The sequence below is a fragment of the Streptomyces sp. SX-6 genome, from assembly GCF_059089585.1.
In genome coordinates, this window is the sequence record NZ_JBTHHU010000008.1 from 225,961 (window position 1) to 241,424 (window position 15,464).

Below are 15,464 nucleotides of genomic sequence, written 5' to 3' on the forward strand. Positions count from 1 at the left end.
CCCCGGGCCTGGCGCCCGGGGCAGTTCTCGTATCAGACGCGGGGCAGCGCCGTGCTCACGCCTGCGCCGCCGGCTCCTCGTTCGGGATCGCCCCGCCGAAGCGGCGGTCGCGCTGCGCGTACTCCAGGCAGGCCCGCCACAGGTCGCGGCGGTCGAAGTCCGGCCACAGCACGTCCTGGTAGACCATCTCGGCGTAAGCGCTCTGCCAGATCAGGTAGTTGGAGGTGCGCTGCTCGCCGGACGGGCGCAGGAACAGGTCCACGTCCGGCATGTCCGGGTAGTAGAGGTACTTCGCGAAGGTCTTCTCGTTGACCTTCGACGGGTCGAGCCGGCCTTCCGCGACATCGCGGGCGATGGCCGCCGCCGCGTCCGCGATCTCCGCACGGCCGCCGTAGTTGACGCAGAAGTACAGCGTCATGGCGTCGTTGTCCTTGGTCTGCTCCTGGGCGACCTGGAGCTCCTGGACGACGGACTTCCACATCTTGGGCATCCGGCCCACCCAGCGGATGCGGATGCCGAGCTCGTCCATCTCGTCCCGGCGGCGGCGGATGACGTCGCGGTTGAAGTTCATCAGGAAGCGCACCTCTTCCGGGGAGCGCCGCCAGTTCTCGGTCGAGAAGGCGTACAGGGAGAGGTTCTTCACCCCCATCTCCAGGCAGCCCTTGAGGACGTCCAGGACGACACCCTCGCCGACCTTGTGGCCCTCGGTGCGCGGCAGGCCGCGCTGCTTGGCCCAGCGGCCGTTGCCGTCCATGACGACCGCCACATGGTTCGGGACCAGCTCGCCGGGGATCTTCGGCGGCCGCGCTCCGGACGGGTGCGGGTCGGGGGTGCGGTACTCGCGTCGGGAACGGCCCAGAATCCCGCGTCGTGCCATGGGTGCCACTTCTCCTAGTGATCTCTCTAGTTCTCGACTAGTTCTCGACGTAGCGGAGGGAGCGCAGCCCCCGCTCCAGGTGCCAGTGCAGATACGCGGCGACCAGGCCGCTGCCCTCCCTGGCGTGCCGTGCCTCGCACGCGTCCGCCGTCGCCCAGTCCCCGGTCAGCAGCGCGCCGAGGAGCCCGATCGACTCCGAGGAGGGTACGACGCTTCCGGGCACCCGGCACTCCCCGCACACCACGCCGCCCGCGGCGGTCGAGAAGAACCGGTTCGGCCCGGGCATGCCGCAGCGTGCGCACGCGTCGAAGCTGGGCGCGTAGCCGTTGACGGCCAGCGAGCGCAGCAGGAACGCGTCCAGGATCAGGTGCGGGGCGTGCTCCCCCGCGGCGAGCGTCCGCAGGCCGCCGACGAGCAGCAGGTACTGCTGCACGGCCGGTTCGCCCTCGTGGTCGGTGAACCGCTCGGCGGTCTCGAGCATGGCGGTGCCCGCGGTGTAGCGGGCGTAGTCGGTGACGATGCCGCCGCCGTACGCGGCGATGGTCTCCGTCTGCGTGCACAGCGGCAGACCGCGGCCGACGAGCTCGCTGCCGCGCGCGAAGAACTGCACGTCGACGTGCGAGAACGGCTCGAGCCGCGCCCCGAACTTCGACTTGGTCCGCCGTACCCCGCGCGCCACGGCCCGCACCCGCCCGTGCCCACGGGTGAGCAGAGTGATGATGCGGTCCGCTTCACCCAGCTTCTGGGTACGCAGCACGATGCCGTCGTCGCGGAACAGACTCATGGGGGTCATTGTCCCGCACGGGACGGGGTCCCCTCCCCCGCCCTGCCCCTACGACGGCGTGCGCGCCGCCGCCAGCAACCGCTCCGTGTCCTCCGGGCAGATCAGCAGCGCCCGCCCCACCGTGGCCAGCACCTCCCGCTCCGCCGGCCGGTACGGCCCGTCCGCGAGCGCGATCCGCGCCCCCTGCAGCAGGATCGATTCACGTCCCGCCGCCACGAGATGCGGGGCCAGCGGTTCCAGTGCCTCGTGCAGCTCGATCGCCAGCGCCGTCCCGCAGGGGTCGAACCCGTCCCGCACCGGCCCTGTCGGTGAGGCGTACGCCCCGGGCAGCCGCCCCGTGTCCGCGGCGAGCGCCTCGATCAGCGTGACGAGCTGCTCCTCGCTGCAGTCCGCGAAGCCCGCCGCCCGCACCGCGCCGACCGCGGCCCTGCGCACCGTGCGCGCCTCGGTGCCGCCCGCGGCGAGCACCGCGAGCGCCACGGTGTGCACCGCGTCCCGCAGCATCGCGGAGAAACGGGTGGTGGTGGGGTGGTCGAGGGCGTCCATGGCGTACCGCGTACGGCAGGCCGTGCACTCGACGACCGGCCCGGCCTGCCCGCGCGGCAGCAGCGGCACTCCGAAGGCGACGAGACGGCGGCGGCCCGTACGGCGGTGGTAATTGCGGTCGCCGCCGCAGCCGGGGCAGAAGAACTCACCGTCGCCGACGGTACGCCATACGGTGCGTACGCCCAGCACACATCGGTCGGGGCGTTGTCGGCCTTGCGCGTGCATCACCGGGCACCTCCATAACGCCACGGCCTGGTCGCCGCGTTGACGTGATGTTAGCCACATCGTTGATGTGGCGTCAGTACCCCGCGCACGGAGTGGGGCGGGGCTCGGTCCGGACACGCCACCGGCCCCACCGGATACGGTGGTTTCGGCGGCGTGCCATTGACAGCAGACCCACAACTGCCCTGAAAAACAAGGGCGTCAGTCCCGATAGGCCCGATTCACCGCGGACACGACGGCCTTCAGCGAGGCGCGCGTCGTGTTGGGGTCGATACCGATGCCCCACAGCACCTTGCCGTCGATCACACACTCGATGTACGAGGCGGCCTGGGCGCTGGCGCCCTCGCTCATCGTGTGCTCGGTGTAGTCGAGCAGCCGGGCGTCGACGCCGACCGCGGCCAGCGCGTCGAAGAACGCGGAGATCGGACCGTTGCCGACACCCTGCAGGACGATCTCGGCACCGTCCATGACCGCCTCGACGGTGAGCGCGTCGGTACCCTGCCCGGCCGTCGTCGTCTGGGCCGAGCGGAGCGCGATCCGCCCCCAGGGACGGTCGTCGACGGGCAGGTACTCGTCGCGGAAGATCGCCCAGATCTCCTGCGGCGTGACCTCGCCGCCCTCCGCGTCCGTCCGGGTCTGGATGATGCGGGAGAACTCGATCTGCATGCGGCGCGGCAGCTCGAGCTTGTGGTCGTTCTTCAGGACGTACGCGATGCCGCCCTTGCCGGACTGGGAGTTGACGCGGATGACGGCCTCGTAGGACCGTCCGACGTCCTTCGGGTCGATCGGCAGGTACGGCACCGCCCACTCGATGTCGTCCACGCTCTTCCCGGCCGCGGCCGCGTCGGCCTCCATGACCTCGAAGCCCTTCTTGATGGCGTCCTGGTGGGAGCCGGAGAAGGCGGTGTAGACCAGGTCGCCCGCGTAGGGGTGGCGCGGGTGGACCTCCATCTGGTTGCAGTACTCGGCGGTACGCCGGACCTCGTCGATCTGCGAGAAGTCGATCTGCGGGTCGACGCCTTGCGAGAACAGGTTCATGCCCAGCGTCACCAGGTCGACATTGCCCGTGCGCTCGCCCTGCCCGAACAGACAGCCCTCGATCCGGTCCGCCCCGGCCATGATCGCCAGCTCGGCGGCAGCCACGGCCGTGCCGCGGTCGTTGTGCGGGTGGACGGACAGACAGATGTGCTCGCGCCGGGACAGGTGACGCGACATCCACTCGAACCGGTCGGCGTGCGTGGAAGGCGCCGACCGCTCGACGGTCGCGGGCAGGTTGAGGATGATCTCGCGGCCGGGTTCCGGCTGCCAGACGTCCATGACGCCCTCGCAGACCTCGAGGGCGAAGTCCAGCTCGGTGTCGGTGAAGATCTCCGGGCTGTACTGATAGCCGAACACCGTCTCGTTGCCGAGGATCTTGTCCGCGTACTCCATCACCAGCCGGGTGCCGTCCACCGCGATCTGCTTCACCTGCTCCCGCGAGCCGCGGAAGACCACCCGCCGGAAGACCGGCGCCGTCGCGTTGTACAGATGCACCGTCGCCCGGTGCGCCCCGCGCAGGGACTCCACCGTCCGCTCGATCAGTTCCTCGCGCGCCTGGGTCAGCACGGAGATCGTCACATCCTCGGGGACCGCCCCCTCTTCGATGATCGACCGCACGAAGTCGTAGTCCGTCGCACCCGACGACGGAAAACCGACCTCGATCTCCTTGTAGCCCATGCGCACCAGCAGATCGAACATCTCCCGCTTACGGGCCGGGGACATCGGATCGATCAGCGCCTGGTTACCGTCCCGCAGATCGGTCGACAGCCAACGCGGCGCGGCGGTGAGGCGCTGCTCCGGCCACGTACGGTCCGGCAGGTCCACGGCCTCGTACGGGCGGTACTTGTGCACCGGCATCCCGGACGAGCGCTGGGTGACGGTGGCGGCGGTGACCGGAGTGGGGCGGCCGACGGAATCGGAAATCTCGGGCATCTGCGCAGGGCTCCTCGGGGGTCCGCTGGGGAGGCCGACGAGGGTGCGCTCGGGGGGCAGCACCGGACTCCGCGGGGAGGGGGTCGGCCTACGACTACAGACCCTCGCCGCGGCAGCTAAGAAGAAGCAGCCCGAAACGCATGATGCGCAGCACCGTAACCGACACCCGTGCACTCGCGCCGCCCCGTATCAGCATGCGGGATGCGGAACCTTCGCCACCCAAATGGAGATCAACCACTCGATTTCATTAATCACCGCACAAAGGAGTGACAGTTTCGCTACCCAGTGCCACATTGCTGGCCATGAACGCATCGGCTGAACCGGTATTCCGCACGATCATCCCCCCGCACATCCTCGAAGCGCTCGCGCTGGCCGAGGACCCCGCGGTGTACGAACCCGCGCGCCGCACCCTCGAGCACGATGCCCTCCACCGCGCCCGGCGCCACATCACCACCCTCGCCGGGCAGGCTACGACCACCGCCGCCGCCTCCGACCATCCGAACCGCACCATCTACGACGCCGGGCACCAGCAGGACCTGCCCGGCCACGAGATCCACGCCGAGGGCGCCGGCCCCGGCAAGGACGCCACGGCCAACCGCGCCTACGCCGCCCTCGGTGCCACTTTCGACTTCTACCTCAAGGTCTACGGACGCCACTCCATCGACGGCGTCGGCCTGCCGCTCAACGCCAGCGTCCATTTCGGCCAGGACTATGACAACGCCTTCTGGAACGGCGAGCAGATGGTGTTCGGCGACGGGGACGGCAACATCTTCCTCGACTTCACCAACTGCATCGACGTCATCGGCCACGAACTGACCCACGGGGTCACCCAGTACACGGCCAACCTCGACTACTACGGCCAGTCCGGCGCCCTCAACGAGTCGATTTCGGATGTCTTCGGCTCACTGATCAAGCAGTACTCCCTCGGCCAGACCACCGAACAGGCCGACTGGCTGATCGGTGCGGGCCTGCTGGGCCCCACGATCCACGGCACGGCCCTGCGCTCCATGAAGGCCCCCGGCACGGCCTACGACGACCCCCAGCTGGGCAAGGACCCCCAGCCCGCCACCATGGACGACTACGTGAACACCCCCCGCGACAACGGCGGTGTCCACATCAACTCCGGCATCCCCAACCATGCCTTCTATCTCGTCGCCGCCGCCCTCGGCGGCCATGCGTGGGAACGCGCGGGCAAGATCTGGTACGCGACCCTGACCGGCGGCGAGCTGGCCTCCGACGCCGACTTCGCCACGTTCGCGCGGCTGACCGCAGCCACGGCCCGGAGCCTGTTCGGCGACGGCGACGAGACCCAGGCGGTGCTCAAGGCCTGGTCCCAGGTGGGGGTCCCCACCTCGTAACCCGGCCCGTACCGGGCAACAATGGCGGCATGCGGATCGTCATCACTCGTACCGGCGGCTTCGCCGGCATCGAGCGTCGGGCCGAGCTGGACACGTCCGGCCGGCCCGACGCCAAACACCTCGAGGCCCTGGCCCACCGTGCCCTGGCCCCGGGCCGCGACTCCCCCGTCCGGGGTGTCCCCGACGGCTTCCACTACGAGATCACGGTCGACAACCGCAAGGTCACCCTTGCGGACCCGCATCTCACCGAAGACCAGCGGGAGTTGATCCGGGCGGTGCTGCGCGAAGGGGCGTAGGACGCCATTGCGACTTAAAGTGCCCATATGGGTACAGAGCGCCAGAGCCGCTGGTCCAGGTTCCGGGCCTCGCCGTTTCTGCCCGCCACCGTCCTCGTCGTCATCATCGCCGCCGCGGCCGGGCTCTTCGCCGGTTCCTACACCTACGCGATGGCCAATCCGACCCCGCATCGCATCCCCACCGCCGTCGTCGGCGTCCCCGCGTCGCAGGTCAAGCGCGTGGAGTTCGTCCGGGGGATGGAAAAGGCCCTGGACACCTCGCTCGAACTGCGCCACTACGGCACTTACGGAGCGGCCCGGGAGGCGGTGGCGGAGCAGAAGGTCTTCGCCATCCTCAGACCGCTTCCCGATGGTGCCGCCCTGGACGTGTCGGGGGCCTCCGGCGCCACCGTCGCCCAGCTGCTGGCCGAGACCGCCCCGCGCGTGGGCCAGTCGGTCGGCGCGCCGGTCACCGTACGTGACATCAACCCCCTGCAGAAGGCCGACCCACGCGGTCTGGCGATCTTCTACATCTCTCTCGCCGCCGTGATCGTCGGCTTCGTCGGCGCCGTACAGCTGAACGTCAACGCCCGTGACCTCAACCCGGCGGAACGGATCGCTTTCACCGTTGCCTACGCGCTGCTGGGCGGCTTCGCCATCGTCGCCATCGTCGACTGGGGGCTGGGCGCACTGCGGCTGCCGTTCCCCGAGTCCTGGTTCATCCTGGCGCTGACGATGTTCACCACGGGCATGGTCTTCAGCATGTTCAGCACCCTCTTCGGCCGGTGGGCGATGCTGCCGACCTGGGGGCTGATGGTGCTGCTCGGCAACCCCTCCTCCGGCGGGGCCGTCTCCTGGCCCCTGCTGCCCTCGCCGCTGGGCGTGATCGGCAAGTGGCTGCCGCCGGGAGCCTCGGTCAACGCCCAGCACACCGCCGTGTACTTCCACGGATATCAGCACGTCTTCCCGTTCGCCGTGCTGGCGGTGTGGGCGGCGGTATCGACCACGGTCTTCTGGGTCTGGCGCCACCGCCACCCGGGCGGCCGTGAGGTCCTGCGCTGATCACCGACTTGAGGCCTCCTACTTACCGGCGGCCTCCGCGAGGGTGTGAGCGACAAGTGCGTTGGCGTGACCGTGCCCCACACCGTGTTCGGCCTTGAGCCAGCCGACCAGCTCCATGTGCTTGGTCAGGGACGAACCACGGATGAGGTCCTTCCACTCGGCTATCGGCCGACCGTACTTCTTCTCGATCGACGGGAAGTAACTGGCGGGGCCCTTCACGGTTTCAGTCATGCCCGCAGTCTGGCACCCACCACTGACAACGCGGCCGCTACGGGCAACGCCGGAAGGCCAGGACCGCGTTGTGCCCGCCGAAACCGAATGCGGTGCTCACCGCGAGGTCGACGCACTGCTCACGTGCGGCCTTGGACACCACGTCCAGGTCGATGTCCGGATCGAGCGCCTCGAGGTTGGCCGTCGGCGGAACCAGCTGCCGCTGGAGCGTCAGCACGGTGAGCCCCGCCTCAACGGCCCCGCTCGCTCCCAGGCAGTGGCCCAGCGCACCCTTGGCCGAGGTCACGCTGGGCCCGTGCGGAAAGACCCGGGCGAGCAGGAGCCCCTCGACGGCGTCGTTGACCCTCGTCGCGGTGCCGTGCGCGTTGACGTGATCCACCTCCGAGGCCGTCGCGCCGGCCTCACCGAGCGCCGCGCGCAACGCGGCCTCGCCGCCGAGGTGTTCGGGGTGCGGAGCAGTGGCGCGGTACGCGTCGTTGGTGGACCCGCAGCCGGCCAGGACCGCACGCGGTACGGCACCACGCCGCCGCGCGTCGTCCGCACGCTCCAGGACCAGTACGCCCGCACCCTCACCCAGCACGAAGCCGTCGCGGCCGGCGTCGAACGGCCGGGAGGCGGCGGCCGGGTCGTCACGGCGCACCGACAGCGTGCCGAGGTTGTGGAAGGCCGCGGCCAGCAGCGGAGTGACGGCCGCATCGGCACCACCGACGACCGCCACATCACAGGAACCGGACGCCAGCAGATCCCGGCCCAGCGCAACGGCGTTGGCCCCCGTGGCACAGGCCGCGGACAGCCCCAGGCTCACCCCTCGTGCCTGGAGGGCCATGGACACCTCGGCGGCGGGCATGTTGGGGAGCGTCTTCGTCACCAGTGCGGGGGCGACGGCCTCGGGGCCGTCCCGAAGCAGATTGCGGTGCTCGTCCTCGCACGCCTGCTGACCGCCGAAGGCGGTGCCGATGACGACGGCCACCCTGGCACCGTCCCAGGATCCGGGGTCGAGCCCCGCATCACGGACCCCCTCCTGCGCCGCGGCCACGGCCAACTGCGAGCAGCGGTCCGTGCGCCACAAGGCACGACGCCCGAGATACGGCTCGGGCCGGAAGTCAGGCACACGGCAGGAGAAGTCCACCGGCAGACCGGCAAGCCCCGGGTCGGTCGAGGCGGTCAACGCCCCCTCCGACACGCCCCGCCACGTGGCCTCCACGCCGACGCCGGCCGGCGTGACCATGCCGATCCCGGTCACCATGACCTCGGCACGGGTCACTGCAATGCCCCGGCGGACCACCGCTGCGCGAGCTTCGCCTCCACCACGGCCACCAGTTGCGCGAGCGTGTGCCGCTGGGTCACCTCGTCCTCTCCGATCCTGATCCCCAGCTCCCGGTCCAGGGTGTACAGCAGCTCGACCACGGCCAGCGAATCCAGGTCCAGGGACACCAGGGCCGCCTCGGGCTTCAACTCCCCCGGTTCCACCTGGAACTTGCCGGTCAAGACGGCTTCCACCGTCTCACGCGCAGAAGTCATACCGTCCCTCCAGTTGTGCTGTAGTCACCGGTCTTCGCCACGCCGTGGAGCACCTCCCGCACACGGTCGACGAAGCCGGCGACGGCGGCGCAGGCCACTCCGGTACCGGGATGGCGTGCGGTCAGCCACACGCCCTCCCGGGTGCGGTGGACCCAGAGGTTGACCTTGCTCCCGCGGGTCTTCATCCGGGCCAGGGTCAGGGCGTTCCACTCCGCCCACCGCTGTGTCCCCGGAATGACCCGCATGTCGATGTACGAGACGAACGGGAACACCTCCGGCATCCGCCGCTCGAACTCCTCCGTCTTCCCGAGCAGTTCCGCAATCCTCGCAATCGGCTCACGCCCGATGCGCATTGCCGCTCTCGCGGCACCGTGCGCAGTCCGTACCGCCTCCCGGAACGTTTCCGCCGTGCTGAGGTCAATCTCGACTGGGCCCACTCCGACGTACCACCCCATCGAGTGCAGCCACTCGGGCCGCGTGCGGGTCTGCGCGGGCATCACCGTCCGGTAGACCGGATCCCCCGTGATCTGGCGAGTGACCATCGCCAGGGCCACGAGCAGACCGGCGAGGAACCCGCCTCCCGCCTCGTGGCAGACGCCCTCGACCGCCTCCGCGCCGAACGCGTCCAGCAGTTGCACGTCCAGCTTGGCGTGCGGCAGCAGCTCACCGTCCGCAACACCGAGGTCAAGCGGAAACCGCAGCAGCCGCTCGCCGCCCGCCTCGATGAACCGCCCCCAGCACTCAACGGCCGGATGATCGACACCCATCCGCTCGGCGGCGGCGCGCTCCTCGGCGCCGAAGGTCACGTAGCTGCCGACGTGGTCGTGTGTGACCGGCCGCCCCGCGGCGACGGCCGCGTACAGCTCCTGCCACTCCCCGACGGCCGTCATGGCCGAGAAGCCGTCGGTGTGCGCGTGGTCCATCGCGACGACGACCGTGGTGGAATGCGGACGCTCCACGGTCTCCACCACGTAACTGGGCCAGCGGTACACACTCGTTGCGTCGTCGAGACGCCCCTCGAGGTAGCTGCTGAGGCCCTCGCCATCCACGAGGTCCCCGAGTACCGCGTCGTTCACGGACACCGCGTCGGGACCGATGGTGATGCGCTCCGATCCCGCGTCCGTCCCACGGAAGCCGCTGCGCAACGTCTCATGCCGTACGGCCCACACCCGCAGCGTCTCGCGGAACGCCTCGGCGTCCAAAGGCTCCGGGATATCGAACGCGAACCCCATCCACATCGGGATTCCGGCGCCCTGTGCAGCAGTCTTCGAGGCAAACCTCAGGTGCCATTCCTGGTTGTACGACACCTGTCCGCCGCTTCCGGCCGACTGCGCCGCCTCCCGGAAGGGCGCTGCGTCCAGCGTCCACTCCCTGAGCCTTCCGGGGCGGACGTGGTACTCGGATAGCGTTGTCAGCAGCATCGCCACCTACCTTGCCCGATCATGTCCCGGTTTGCGACGCCCTGTTCAATCTTGTACACGAACTGGTGATCCGGGCCCTGGAGCGATGACGCCGCCATCGTCACCGTCGGGAGATGCGGGGCCGGTCCCTGACCACGGCGCGGAGTGCTTCGACGCGGTGGTGGACGTAGGTGTCGATGAGTTCGGGGTCGGCGGGCTGCCGTTCGCCGCGGCAGGGGCGGCAGAGACCGCCGGGGAGGGCCTGGGCTGGGCCGGGGTCGCCGCAGTTGGTGCATTCCATGAGGCGGGATGTGGGCGCTTCCACCGCTTCGGGCGGCATTTTGTCGTTGAGGCGTCGGCGAATGAACGCGCCAGGGCAGTGGATGGACTCGGCGGGCAGCCCGGTGGTGAGGATGCGGGCGAACTCCTGCGGGGTGACGCCCCGTTGGAACCATTGCGCGGCGAGCGGCTCGAGAGCTTCACACTCGGCTGCGGAGAGCGCGACGCGGGGGCTGGTTCGGCCGAGCGCGGCGAGGGCGGTGTACGCGACCGAGCGGCCGGGCTGTGGCTGCTGCTCCTCCTGCTGCGGGACGTCTCCCGCGAGGACGGCCGCCCACCAGTCGTTGTCGCGGGCGGTCCGGCTGAAGTAGCTGCGGGTGACCCACTGGGTGCCGGTGGTCTCGCGGACGCGGCGGAGGTGCCCGGCCTCGGAGAGGTTGTTGAGGGCGGTGCGGATGGCCTGCTGCCCATAAGCGGCGATCTCCTTGGCGAGCGTCTTGGCGTCCATGGCGGCGCCGTCGGGGAGCCGGTCGATGTGCGCGGCGATGGCGGCCTCGCGGGCGGGCAGGTGTGCGAAGTCGCGCGCGGTACGCGGGGCTTGATCTGGTACGGAGCGCTTGCCGTAACCGGGCGCGGCCATAGGGGGAGCAGCGATAAGGTGAGCGACAGCCATGAGATCGTCCTTGGATCTTGATGGTCAGGCCCTCGGTTGGTGGTAGCACACCGGTCGGGGGCCGTTTGCTTGTGCCGCACGCTACATGGCGATGGCGGGCGCCGACGCCGCATTCGCGAAATGTCATCCGTCCGTGTGCACACGGGAGTTGGGCGGATGGGTGGGTTCAAACCCAACAAACCATTCCTTGGAAACAGGGCTCGAATCCCGACCCCCGAAACCCGAAGCACGGGCGCCGGGCGGCACGGGTCCACGAACGCCCAGGTGTGGCCGCCAGGAGGCGAGTTGACGCCCCGACCCGAGCTTCGGGCCAATGCCAACGCGTCTATGCGAGAACGTGACTGACAGCCCGGTCGCTCTTGCCGCGCAGCGTTGCTCTCCGTAGCGTTCTGACATCGCTACGGGAGGGGATCGCGTGAAGCTGACCATGATTGCCGGAGGCTCGGGCAACGGCGACTGCGACGCCGGAGACTGTCCTACCGTCTTCACCACCGATCGGGGCACCATCGCTGTCCAGGGCTACGACGTGGACCATGAGACGCCCACCGGCGAGTCAGTGGTGGAAATCCCGGAGAAAGTACTGAAGGAGGCCGTACGTGCTCTTGGATGGTGATGACTGGGCCGCCTGCTTCCGCGACTTCAAGCGGTCGGCTTGGCGGCTGGAGATGCAGCCGACGTACACCATGCCCGCAGAGGCCGAAAGCTTCGCCCGGTTCCTGCGCGGTGAACCGAAGCCCGTCGGCCACAACGCGAAGTGGCACGAGACCATCCGGGCGGCGCTCAAGGGCGGGAAGACGATCGGCCGGGTGCGAGTCGTGAGGCAGCCGCTCACGGACTACCAACGGTACGGGTTCGCATGGGGCGTTCCCGGCAATGTTGCAGCCGGGGAGAACATTCGCGTCTTGGACCTCACGGACCGAGACGTCGACCTCCCCATCCAGGACTTCTGGATGTTCGACGAAACCACCGTCGTTCACCTCAACTACCGGCCGGACGGGACACAGATCAACCGCGAACTGATCGATTCCCCGGACATCGGTAAGTACCTCACCTGGCGCGACCGGGCCATCGAGAATTCTGTTCCATTTAGTGGCTATCGAGCCTGAGAACCAAGCGCGAGAGCGCAAGGACTTGGCGGAGGCCCTACGGGACCTCCGCCGAGCCGCTGGATTGAGCGGTGAACGTTTGGCCGTTCGCTGCAACATGAGCCAAACGAAGATCAGTCGAATCGAAACCGGACGGGCTCTGCCGACGGTAATCGATGTCGAGCGCATTCTGGCAGCTCTGGAAGTTCCCGAGACGGCCGCCGCTGAGCTCCTTGCCCTGACCCGCAGGGCGAACGTTGATTACGCATCCTGGCGCACCTACGCCCGAGTTGGGCTCTACCGAAAACAAGCCGAGCTGCATGCACTGGAATCCTCATCGCGAGTGATGCGGTATTTTCTCCCTGCCATCCCAACCGGGCTCCTGCACGTCCGCCAGTACGCGGAACAGACGCTCTCCAAGACTGTGGGCAGCGACCCCTCCCGCGACGTCGGACGTGCTGTGCAAGCACGCATAGACCGCCAAGCGGTCCTCGACGACGAGGATCGCAGCTTCACCTTCCTGCTCACCGAACAGGCCGTCAGGTGGCGTCGGGCATCCACCGAGGCCATGGCGGCACAGTGCGCACACATGGCGGACGTGTCATTGAAACCAAACGTAGAGCTCGCGGTCATTCCCCAGGCTGACCCAATTCCTGCCTCACCACTGAACGTCTTCGTCATCTACGATGACCGACTGGTGACGGTCGAACTGTTTTCCGGCGAAGTGATCTTGCGTGATCCGCGGGACATCTCACACCACCTGAATCTTTTTGACCTGTTCCTGGAGCATTCTCTGCGAGGGGCTGAAGCAACAGCCTTCCTCCGGGGCATCGCCGGGGAATTTATGCGTCTGCGTGACTAACGATTCCCGAGAGTGCCTGGCCGTAGGACCATGGGCCCATGACACCGGACACCGAAACCGCCGCACAACAAGCCGATGCCTTCATGGCAGGCAAGCGGAAGTCTGACGACTCCGCATTCATGCTCGAGCGCGTGCTGGCAGACATGGGCATCAGGGTCGGCGACCGGGATTCCTGGCCTCAACTCACCGGCCGCGCCTCCCTCTCCGGCGAACCCTCCGTATTCCTGGGGACGGTCCCCCTGCCCACCGTGCGCAAGCTGATCGACACCCTGATCTACGCGCAGTCCGCAAAGCGCGAGCAGGAGCAGCGCGCCCTCGGCTACAGAGACTGATCGGCGTCCCGGGACGCAGTGGTCACACGGCGGGCCGGGACCCACCGCAGCAGAGAGCTGACACGCCCTGCCGACCCGGAACTCACCCGACGCGTTGAGCGCGGCCCTGCGCGGGGCTTCATCATCCCGTCCGACGAAGGCTGACACCTAAGATCGGCCCGCTCGTGCGCTGCACTCATGGCGTACTGGCAAGCTTTTCACCGGGAGACGACAGCTGGAGTACCAAGACATCGCGCAGGCGCACGCCAGGCCGTTCTCCGACTACGTGAAGAAGTTCGGCCTTTGAGGCTGTTCGGCACACCGACGGGCTCCGGCCAGACCGGTGTCCGTCGGTTCATCACAGGCCGCAGTACACCTTCTTCGCGAACTTGCCCTTGATGTCCCGGCATCGACTGACGGCCCACCCACCATCAGCGATCGACGGCATAGAGCTCGTCGAGGCCAATGAGCAGCACGCCGCCGTCAGCTGCGGCACCCGCGCGCAGAGCGTCGCTGAAGCCGGCAGCGCTGAAGCAGGCGAGCGCGCACCGGCTGGTATCCATGCCGCGCCCGGCGAGAACTTCACGGGCCCGAATGAGTCGATCCAGGTGGCTCTGGCCCATGACCGTGCCCCACTTGGCCTCGCCGAGCATGTATACCGCCGGCTTGCTGCCGCCCGATCCTGGCTCCACAACGGCGACGTCGATCTGGGTCTGCCGCCGTGCCACCGGGTCCGTCACCACGCCACTGCCGACCTGTCCCAAAGACGAGCCGAGCAGGGATCTACCGGGCCCGAGCACGTACTCACGGCACACCGTCTCAAAGTGCGACCCGGCCACCTGGGCCGCGAAGCGCTCCCCGGACTGGGCCCACACCTCGGCCGCCTGGCCGCTCTCCAGGCGCGCCCAGGCGGGGCGCATCACGGCTTCATAGAAGTTGATCAGCGGTTCGGTGATGCGGTACTGCGACTTCCCCGCCCGGAACACGTCCGCTTCCCGCACCAACAGGTGGCTGTCCTCAAGCACGTTGAGCGGATGCGAGATGTCCACGGACTTACGGCCGATATAGCCCGCGATGCCGCCCCGGGTGCTGTTGCCCTGAGCCACTGCGGCCAGCACCGAGTGATACAGCGCGGTGTCCCGGACGTCCGCCTCTTCCGCGAGCAGATACCGCGCCTCCCGAAAGAGCGGACTGAAGGGAGAGAGGACCGTACGGCAGATCCAGTCGTCGAACTCCCCCAAGTCGGCGGGGACATCGTCCGCCAGAAACTGACGCCGGTACGCGGGCGTACCGCCGACCACGGCGTGGAGCCGCGCCGCGAGGGCCGGGCTGTGAGCGACTCCCCAGAATTCGGCGGCCGGCCGGTAGCCGAAGGGCCGCAGGACCATTTCCAGCTGGGCTCGCCCCCGCAACGGTGCGGTACTCGCCAGCAGACCGCCCATGACGGACATCGCCGATCCGCACAGAAGCAGCCGCATCCGGCTCTCCTCGACCTGGAAGCGGTCGATCTCCCGCTGGATGAGCGACGGGAGTTCAGGTGCGGCCTTCGCCAGGTACGGGAACTCGTCGATGACGACGAGCAGAGGTTCTCCCCGGCCCCGGCCTTTGGAAGCGGCGAGCCCGAACACATACGAGATCGCGTCATCCCAGCCGGCAAAGGAAAACGGTGCCGGGGAGCCGGCGTGCTCGGCCACGGCCGCACCGAACTGACGCAACGACTCCGCCTCGGTCGCCGCGGTGGCTCCGAAGTAGAAGCCTCCTCGTTGTTCCACAAGTGCGCGCAGCAGATACGTCTTGCCCATGCGTCGCCTGCCGCTGACGATCCCGAGCATGGCATGCGGCAGAGGCCGGTCGACGAAGGCCATGAGGCCGTCCCACTCCGCACCACGATCGAAGACGTGGGACGGCTTGCCCGGATCCGCACTGTGCCGCACTTGCCACTCCTTAGGAGTACACTCCTTAGGAGTACACTCCTAAGGAGTGTACTCCTAACCAACGGGAAGTGCC

The 15,464-nt window shown here is 68.6% G+C and carries 17 protein-coding genes; 7 read left to right on the forward strand and 10 right to left on the reverse strand.

Going from position 1 to position 15,464, the window contains the following annotated elements; genetic code table 11:
* Positions 1–55 precede the first annotated feature (55 nt).
* From ACV530_RS12910 to leuA, 4 genes are all read right to left on the reverse strand, one after another.
* On the reverse strand, positions 56–877 hold the full coding sequence (locus ACV530_RS12910; RefSeq protein ID WP_494332522.1) for an isoprenyl transferase: 822 nt from the start codon (positions 875–877) through the stop codon (positions 56–58).
* 37 nt (positions 878–914) lie between these two features.
* Positions 915–1,661: a DNA repair protein RecO gene (gene recO / locus ACV530_RS12915; protein ID WP_494332523.1), complete on the reverse strand. Its 747-nt coding sequence runs from the start codon at positions 1,659–1,661 to the stop codon at positions 915–917.
* 48 nt (positions 1,662–1,709) lie between these two features.
* Complete coding sequence (locus ACV530_RS12920) at positions 1,710–2,432, reverse strand: tellurite resistance TerB family protein (RefSeq protein ID WP_494332616.1); 723 nt, start codon at positions 2,430–2,432, stop codon at positions 1,710–1,712.
* A gap of 198 nt (positions 2,433–2,630) precedes the next feature.
* The gene (leuA, locus tag ACV530_RS12925) at positions 2,631–4,400 is read right to left on the reverse strand and encodes a 2-isopropylmalate synthase (protein WP_494332524.1); all 1,770 of its coding nucleotides are present in this window, start codon (positions 4,398–4,400) and stop codon (positions 2,631–2,633) included.
* 302 nt (positions 4,401–4,702) lie between these two features.
* Here leuA and ACV530_RS12930 point away from each other — a divergent pair, with 302 nt between their 5' ends.
* The 3 genes from ACV530_RS12930 to ACV530_RS12940 are packed head-to-tail and all read left to right on the forward strand — an operon-like array spanning position 4,703 to position 7,095.
* Positions 4,703–5,758: a M4 family metallopeptidase gene (locus tag ACV530_RS12930; RefSeq protein ID WP_494332525.1), complete on the forward strand. Its 1,056-nt coding sequence runs from the start codon at positions 4,703–4,705 to the stop codon at positions 5,756–5,758.
* Positions 5,759–5,787: 29 nt separating this feature from the next.
* The gene (locus ACV530_RS12935) at positions 5,788–6,054 is read left to right on the forward strand and encodes a protealysin inhibitor emfourin (RefSeq protein WP_494332526.1); all 267 of its coding nucleotides are present in this window, start codon (positions 5,788–5,790) and stop codon (positions 6,052–6,054) included.
* A 27-nt stretch (positions 6,055–6,081) separates the two neighbouring features.
* On the forward strand, positions 6,082–7,095 hold the full coding sequence (locus ACV530_RS12940) for an ABC transporter permease (RefSeq protein WP_494332527.1): 1,014 nt from the start codon (positions 6,082–6,084) through the stop codon (positions 7,093–7,095).
* Between the two features lie 18 nt (positions 7,096–7,113).
* Here the strand turns inward: ACV530_RS12940 and ACV530_RS12945 are convergent, their stop codons facing one another.
* The 5 genes from ACV530_RS12945 to ACV530_RS12965 form a co-directional block, all read right to left on the reverse strand.
* Entirely contained in the window at positions 7,114–7,326 is a 213-nt protein-coding gene (locus ACV530_RS12945; protein WP_494332528.1) for a DUF4287 domain-containing protein, read from the reverse strand.
* A 37-nt stretch (positions 7,327–7,363) separates the two neighbouring features.
* On the reverse strand, positions 7,364–8,590 hold the full coding sequence (locus ACV530_RS12950) for a beta-ketoacyl-[acyl-carrier-protein] synthase family protein (protein ID WP_494332529.1): 1,227 nt from the start codon (positions 8,588–8,590) through the stop codon (positions 7,364–7,366).
* On the reverse strand, positions 8,587–8,847 hold the full coding sequence (locus ACV530_RS12955) for an acyl carrier protein (protein ID WP_494332530.1): 261 nt from the start codon (positions 8,845–8,847) through the stop codon (positions 8,587–8,589). Before ACV530_RS12955 ends, ACV530_RS12950 begins: the two co-directional genes overlap by 4 nt.
* Positions 8,844–10,268: a condensation domain-containing protein gene (locus ACV530_RS12960; protein ID WP_494332531.1), complete on the reverse strand. Its 1,425-nt coding sequence runs from the start codon at positions 10,266–10,268 to the stop codon at positions 8,844–8,846. Before ACV530_RS12960 ends, ACV530_RS12955 begins: the two co-directional genes overlap by 4 nt.
* Before the next feature lie 100 nt (positions 10,269–10,368).
* Positions 10,369–11,199, reverse strand: coding sequence for a hypothetical protein (locus ACV530_RS12965; RefSeq protein ID WP_494332532.1), 831 nt, complete (start codon positions 11,197–11,199; stop codon positions 10,369–10,371).
* A gap of 415 nt (positions 11,200–11,614) precedes the next feature.
* Here ACV530_RS12965 and ACV530_RS12970 point away from each other — a divergent pair, with 415 nt between their 5' ends.
* The 4 genes from ACV530_RS12970 to ACV530_RS12985 are packed head-to-tail and all read left to right on the forward strand — an operon-like array spanning position 11,615 to position 13,478.
* Positions 11,615–11,812: a hypothetical protein gene (locus ACV530_RS12970; RefSeq protein ID WP_494332533.1), complete on the forward strand. Its 198-nt coding sequence runs from the start codon at positions 11,615–11,617 to the stop codon at positions 11,810–11,812.
* Positions 11,796–12,305, forward strand: coding sequence for a DUF6879 family protein (locus ACV530_RS12975; RefSeq protein ID WP_494332534.1), 510 nt, complete (start codon positions 11,796–11,798; stop codon positions 12,303–12,305). Before ACV530_RS12970 ends, ACV530_RS12975 begins: the two co-directional genes overlap by 17 nt.
* On the forward strand, positions 12,289–13,146 hold the full coding sequence (locus tag ACV530_RS12980) for a helix-turn-helix domain-containing protein (protein WP_494332535.1): 858 nt from the start codon (positions 12,289–12,291) through the stop codon (positions 13,144–13,146). Before ACV530_RS12975 ends, ACV530_RS12980 begins: the two co-directional genes overlap by 17 nt.
* Before the next feature lie 38 nt (positions 13,147–13,184).
* Positions 13,185–13,478 carry a hypothetical protein gene (locus ACV530_RS12985; protein WP_494332536.1) on the forward strand — a complete coding sequence of 98 codons (294 nt, stop codon included), beginning with the start codon at positions 13,185–13,187 and terminating at the stop codon, positions 13,476–13,478.
* Between the two features lie 410 nt (positions 13,479–13,888).
* Here ACV530_RS12985 and ACV530_RS12990 read toward each other — a convergent pair whose 3' ends face one another.
* Positions 13,889–15,322, reverse strand: coding sequence for an AAA family ATPase (locus tag ACV530_RS12990; RefSeq protein WP_494332537.1), 1,434 nt, complete (start codon positions 15,320–15,322; stop codon positions 13,889–13,891).
* Between the last annotated feature and the right edge of the window lie 142 nt (positions 15,323–15,464).

Coding starts and splice junctions, on each gene's coding strand:
- ACV530_RS12965 (WP_494332532.1), bottom strand. CDS start 11,199: ATGGCTGTCGCTCACCTTATCGCTGCTCCCCCTATGGCCGCGCCCGGT.
- ACV530_RS12990 (WP_494332537.1), bottom strand. CDS start 15,322: ATGGCCTTCGTCGACCGGCCTCTGCCGCATGCCATGCTCGGGATCGTC.
- ACV530_RS12985 (WP_494332536.1), top strand. CDS start 13,185: ATGACACCGGACACCGAAACCGCCGCACAACAAGCCGATGCCTTCATG.
- ACV530_RS12910 (WP_494332522.1), bottom strand. CDS start 877: ATGGCACGACGCGGGATTCTGGGCCGTTCCCGACGCGAGTACCGCACC.
- ACV530_RS12935 (WP_494332526.1), top strand. CDS start 5,788: ATGCGGATCGTCATCACTCGTACCGGCGGCTTCGCCGGCATCGAGCGT.
- recO (WP_494332523.1), bottom strand. CDS start 1,661: ATGAGTCTGTTCCGCGACGACGGCATCGTGCTGCGTACCCAGAAGCTG.
- ACV530_RS12955 (WP_494332530.1), bottom strand. CDS start 8,847: ATGACTTCTGCGCGTGAGACGGTGGAAGCCGTCTTGACCGGCAAGTTC.
- ACV530_RS12940 (WP_494332527.1), top strand. CDS start 6,082: ATGGGTACAGAGCGCCAGAGCCGCTGGTCCAGGTTCCGGGCCTCGCCG.
- ACV530_RS12945 (WP_494332528.1), bottom strand. CDS start 7,326: ATGACTGAAACCGTGAAGGGCCCCGCCAGTTACTTCCCGTCGATCGAG.
- ACV530_RS12920 (WP_494332616.1), bottom strand. CDS start 2,432: ATGCACGCGCAAGGCCGACAACGCCCCGACCGATGTGTGCTGGGCGTA.
- leuA (WP_494332524.1), bottom strand. CDS start 4,400: ATGCCCGAGATTTCCGATTCCGTCGGCCGCCCCACTCCGGTCACCGCC.
- ACV530_RS12960 (WP_494332531.1), bottom strand. CDS start 10,268: ATGCTGCTGACAACGCTATCCGAGTACCACGTCCGCCCCGGAAGGCTC.
- ACV530_RS12930 (WP_494332525.1), top strand. CDS start 4,703: ATGAACGCATCGGCTGAACCGGTATTCCGCACGATCATCCCCCCGCAC.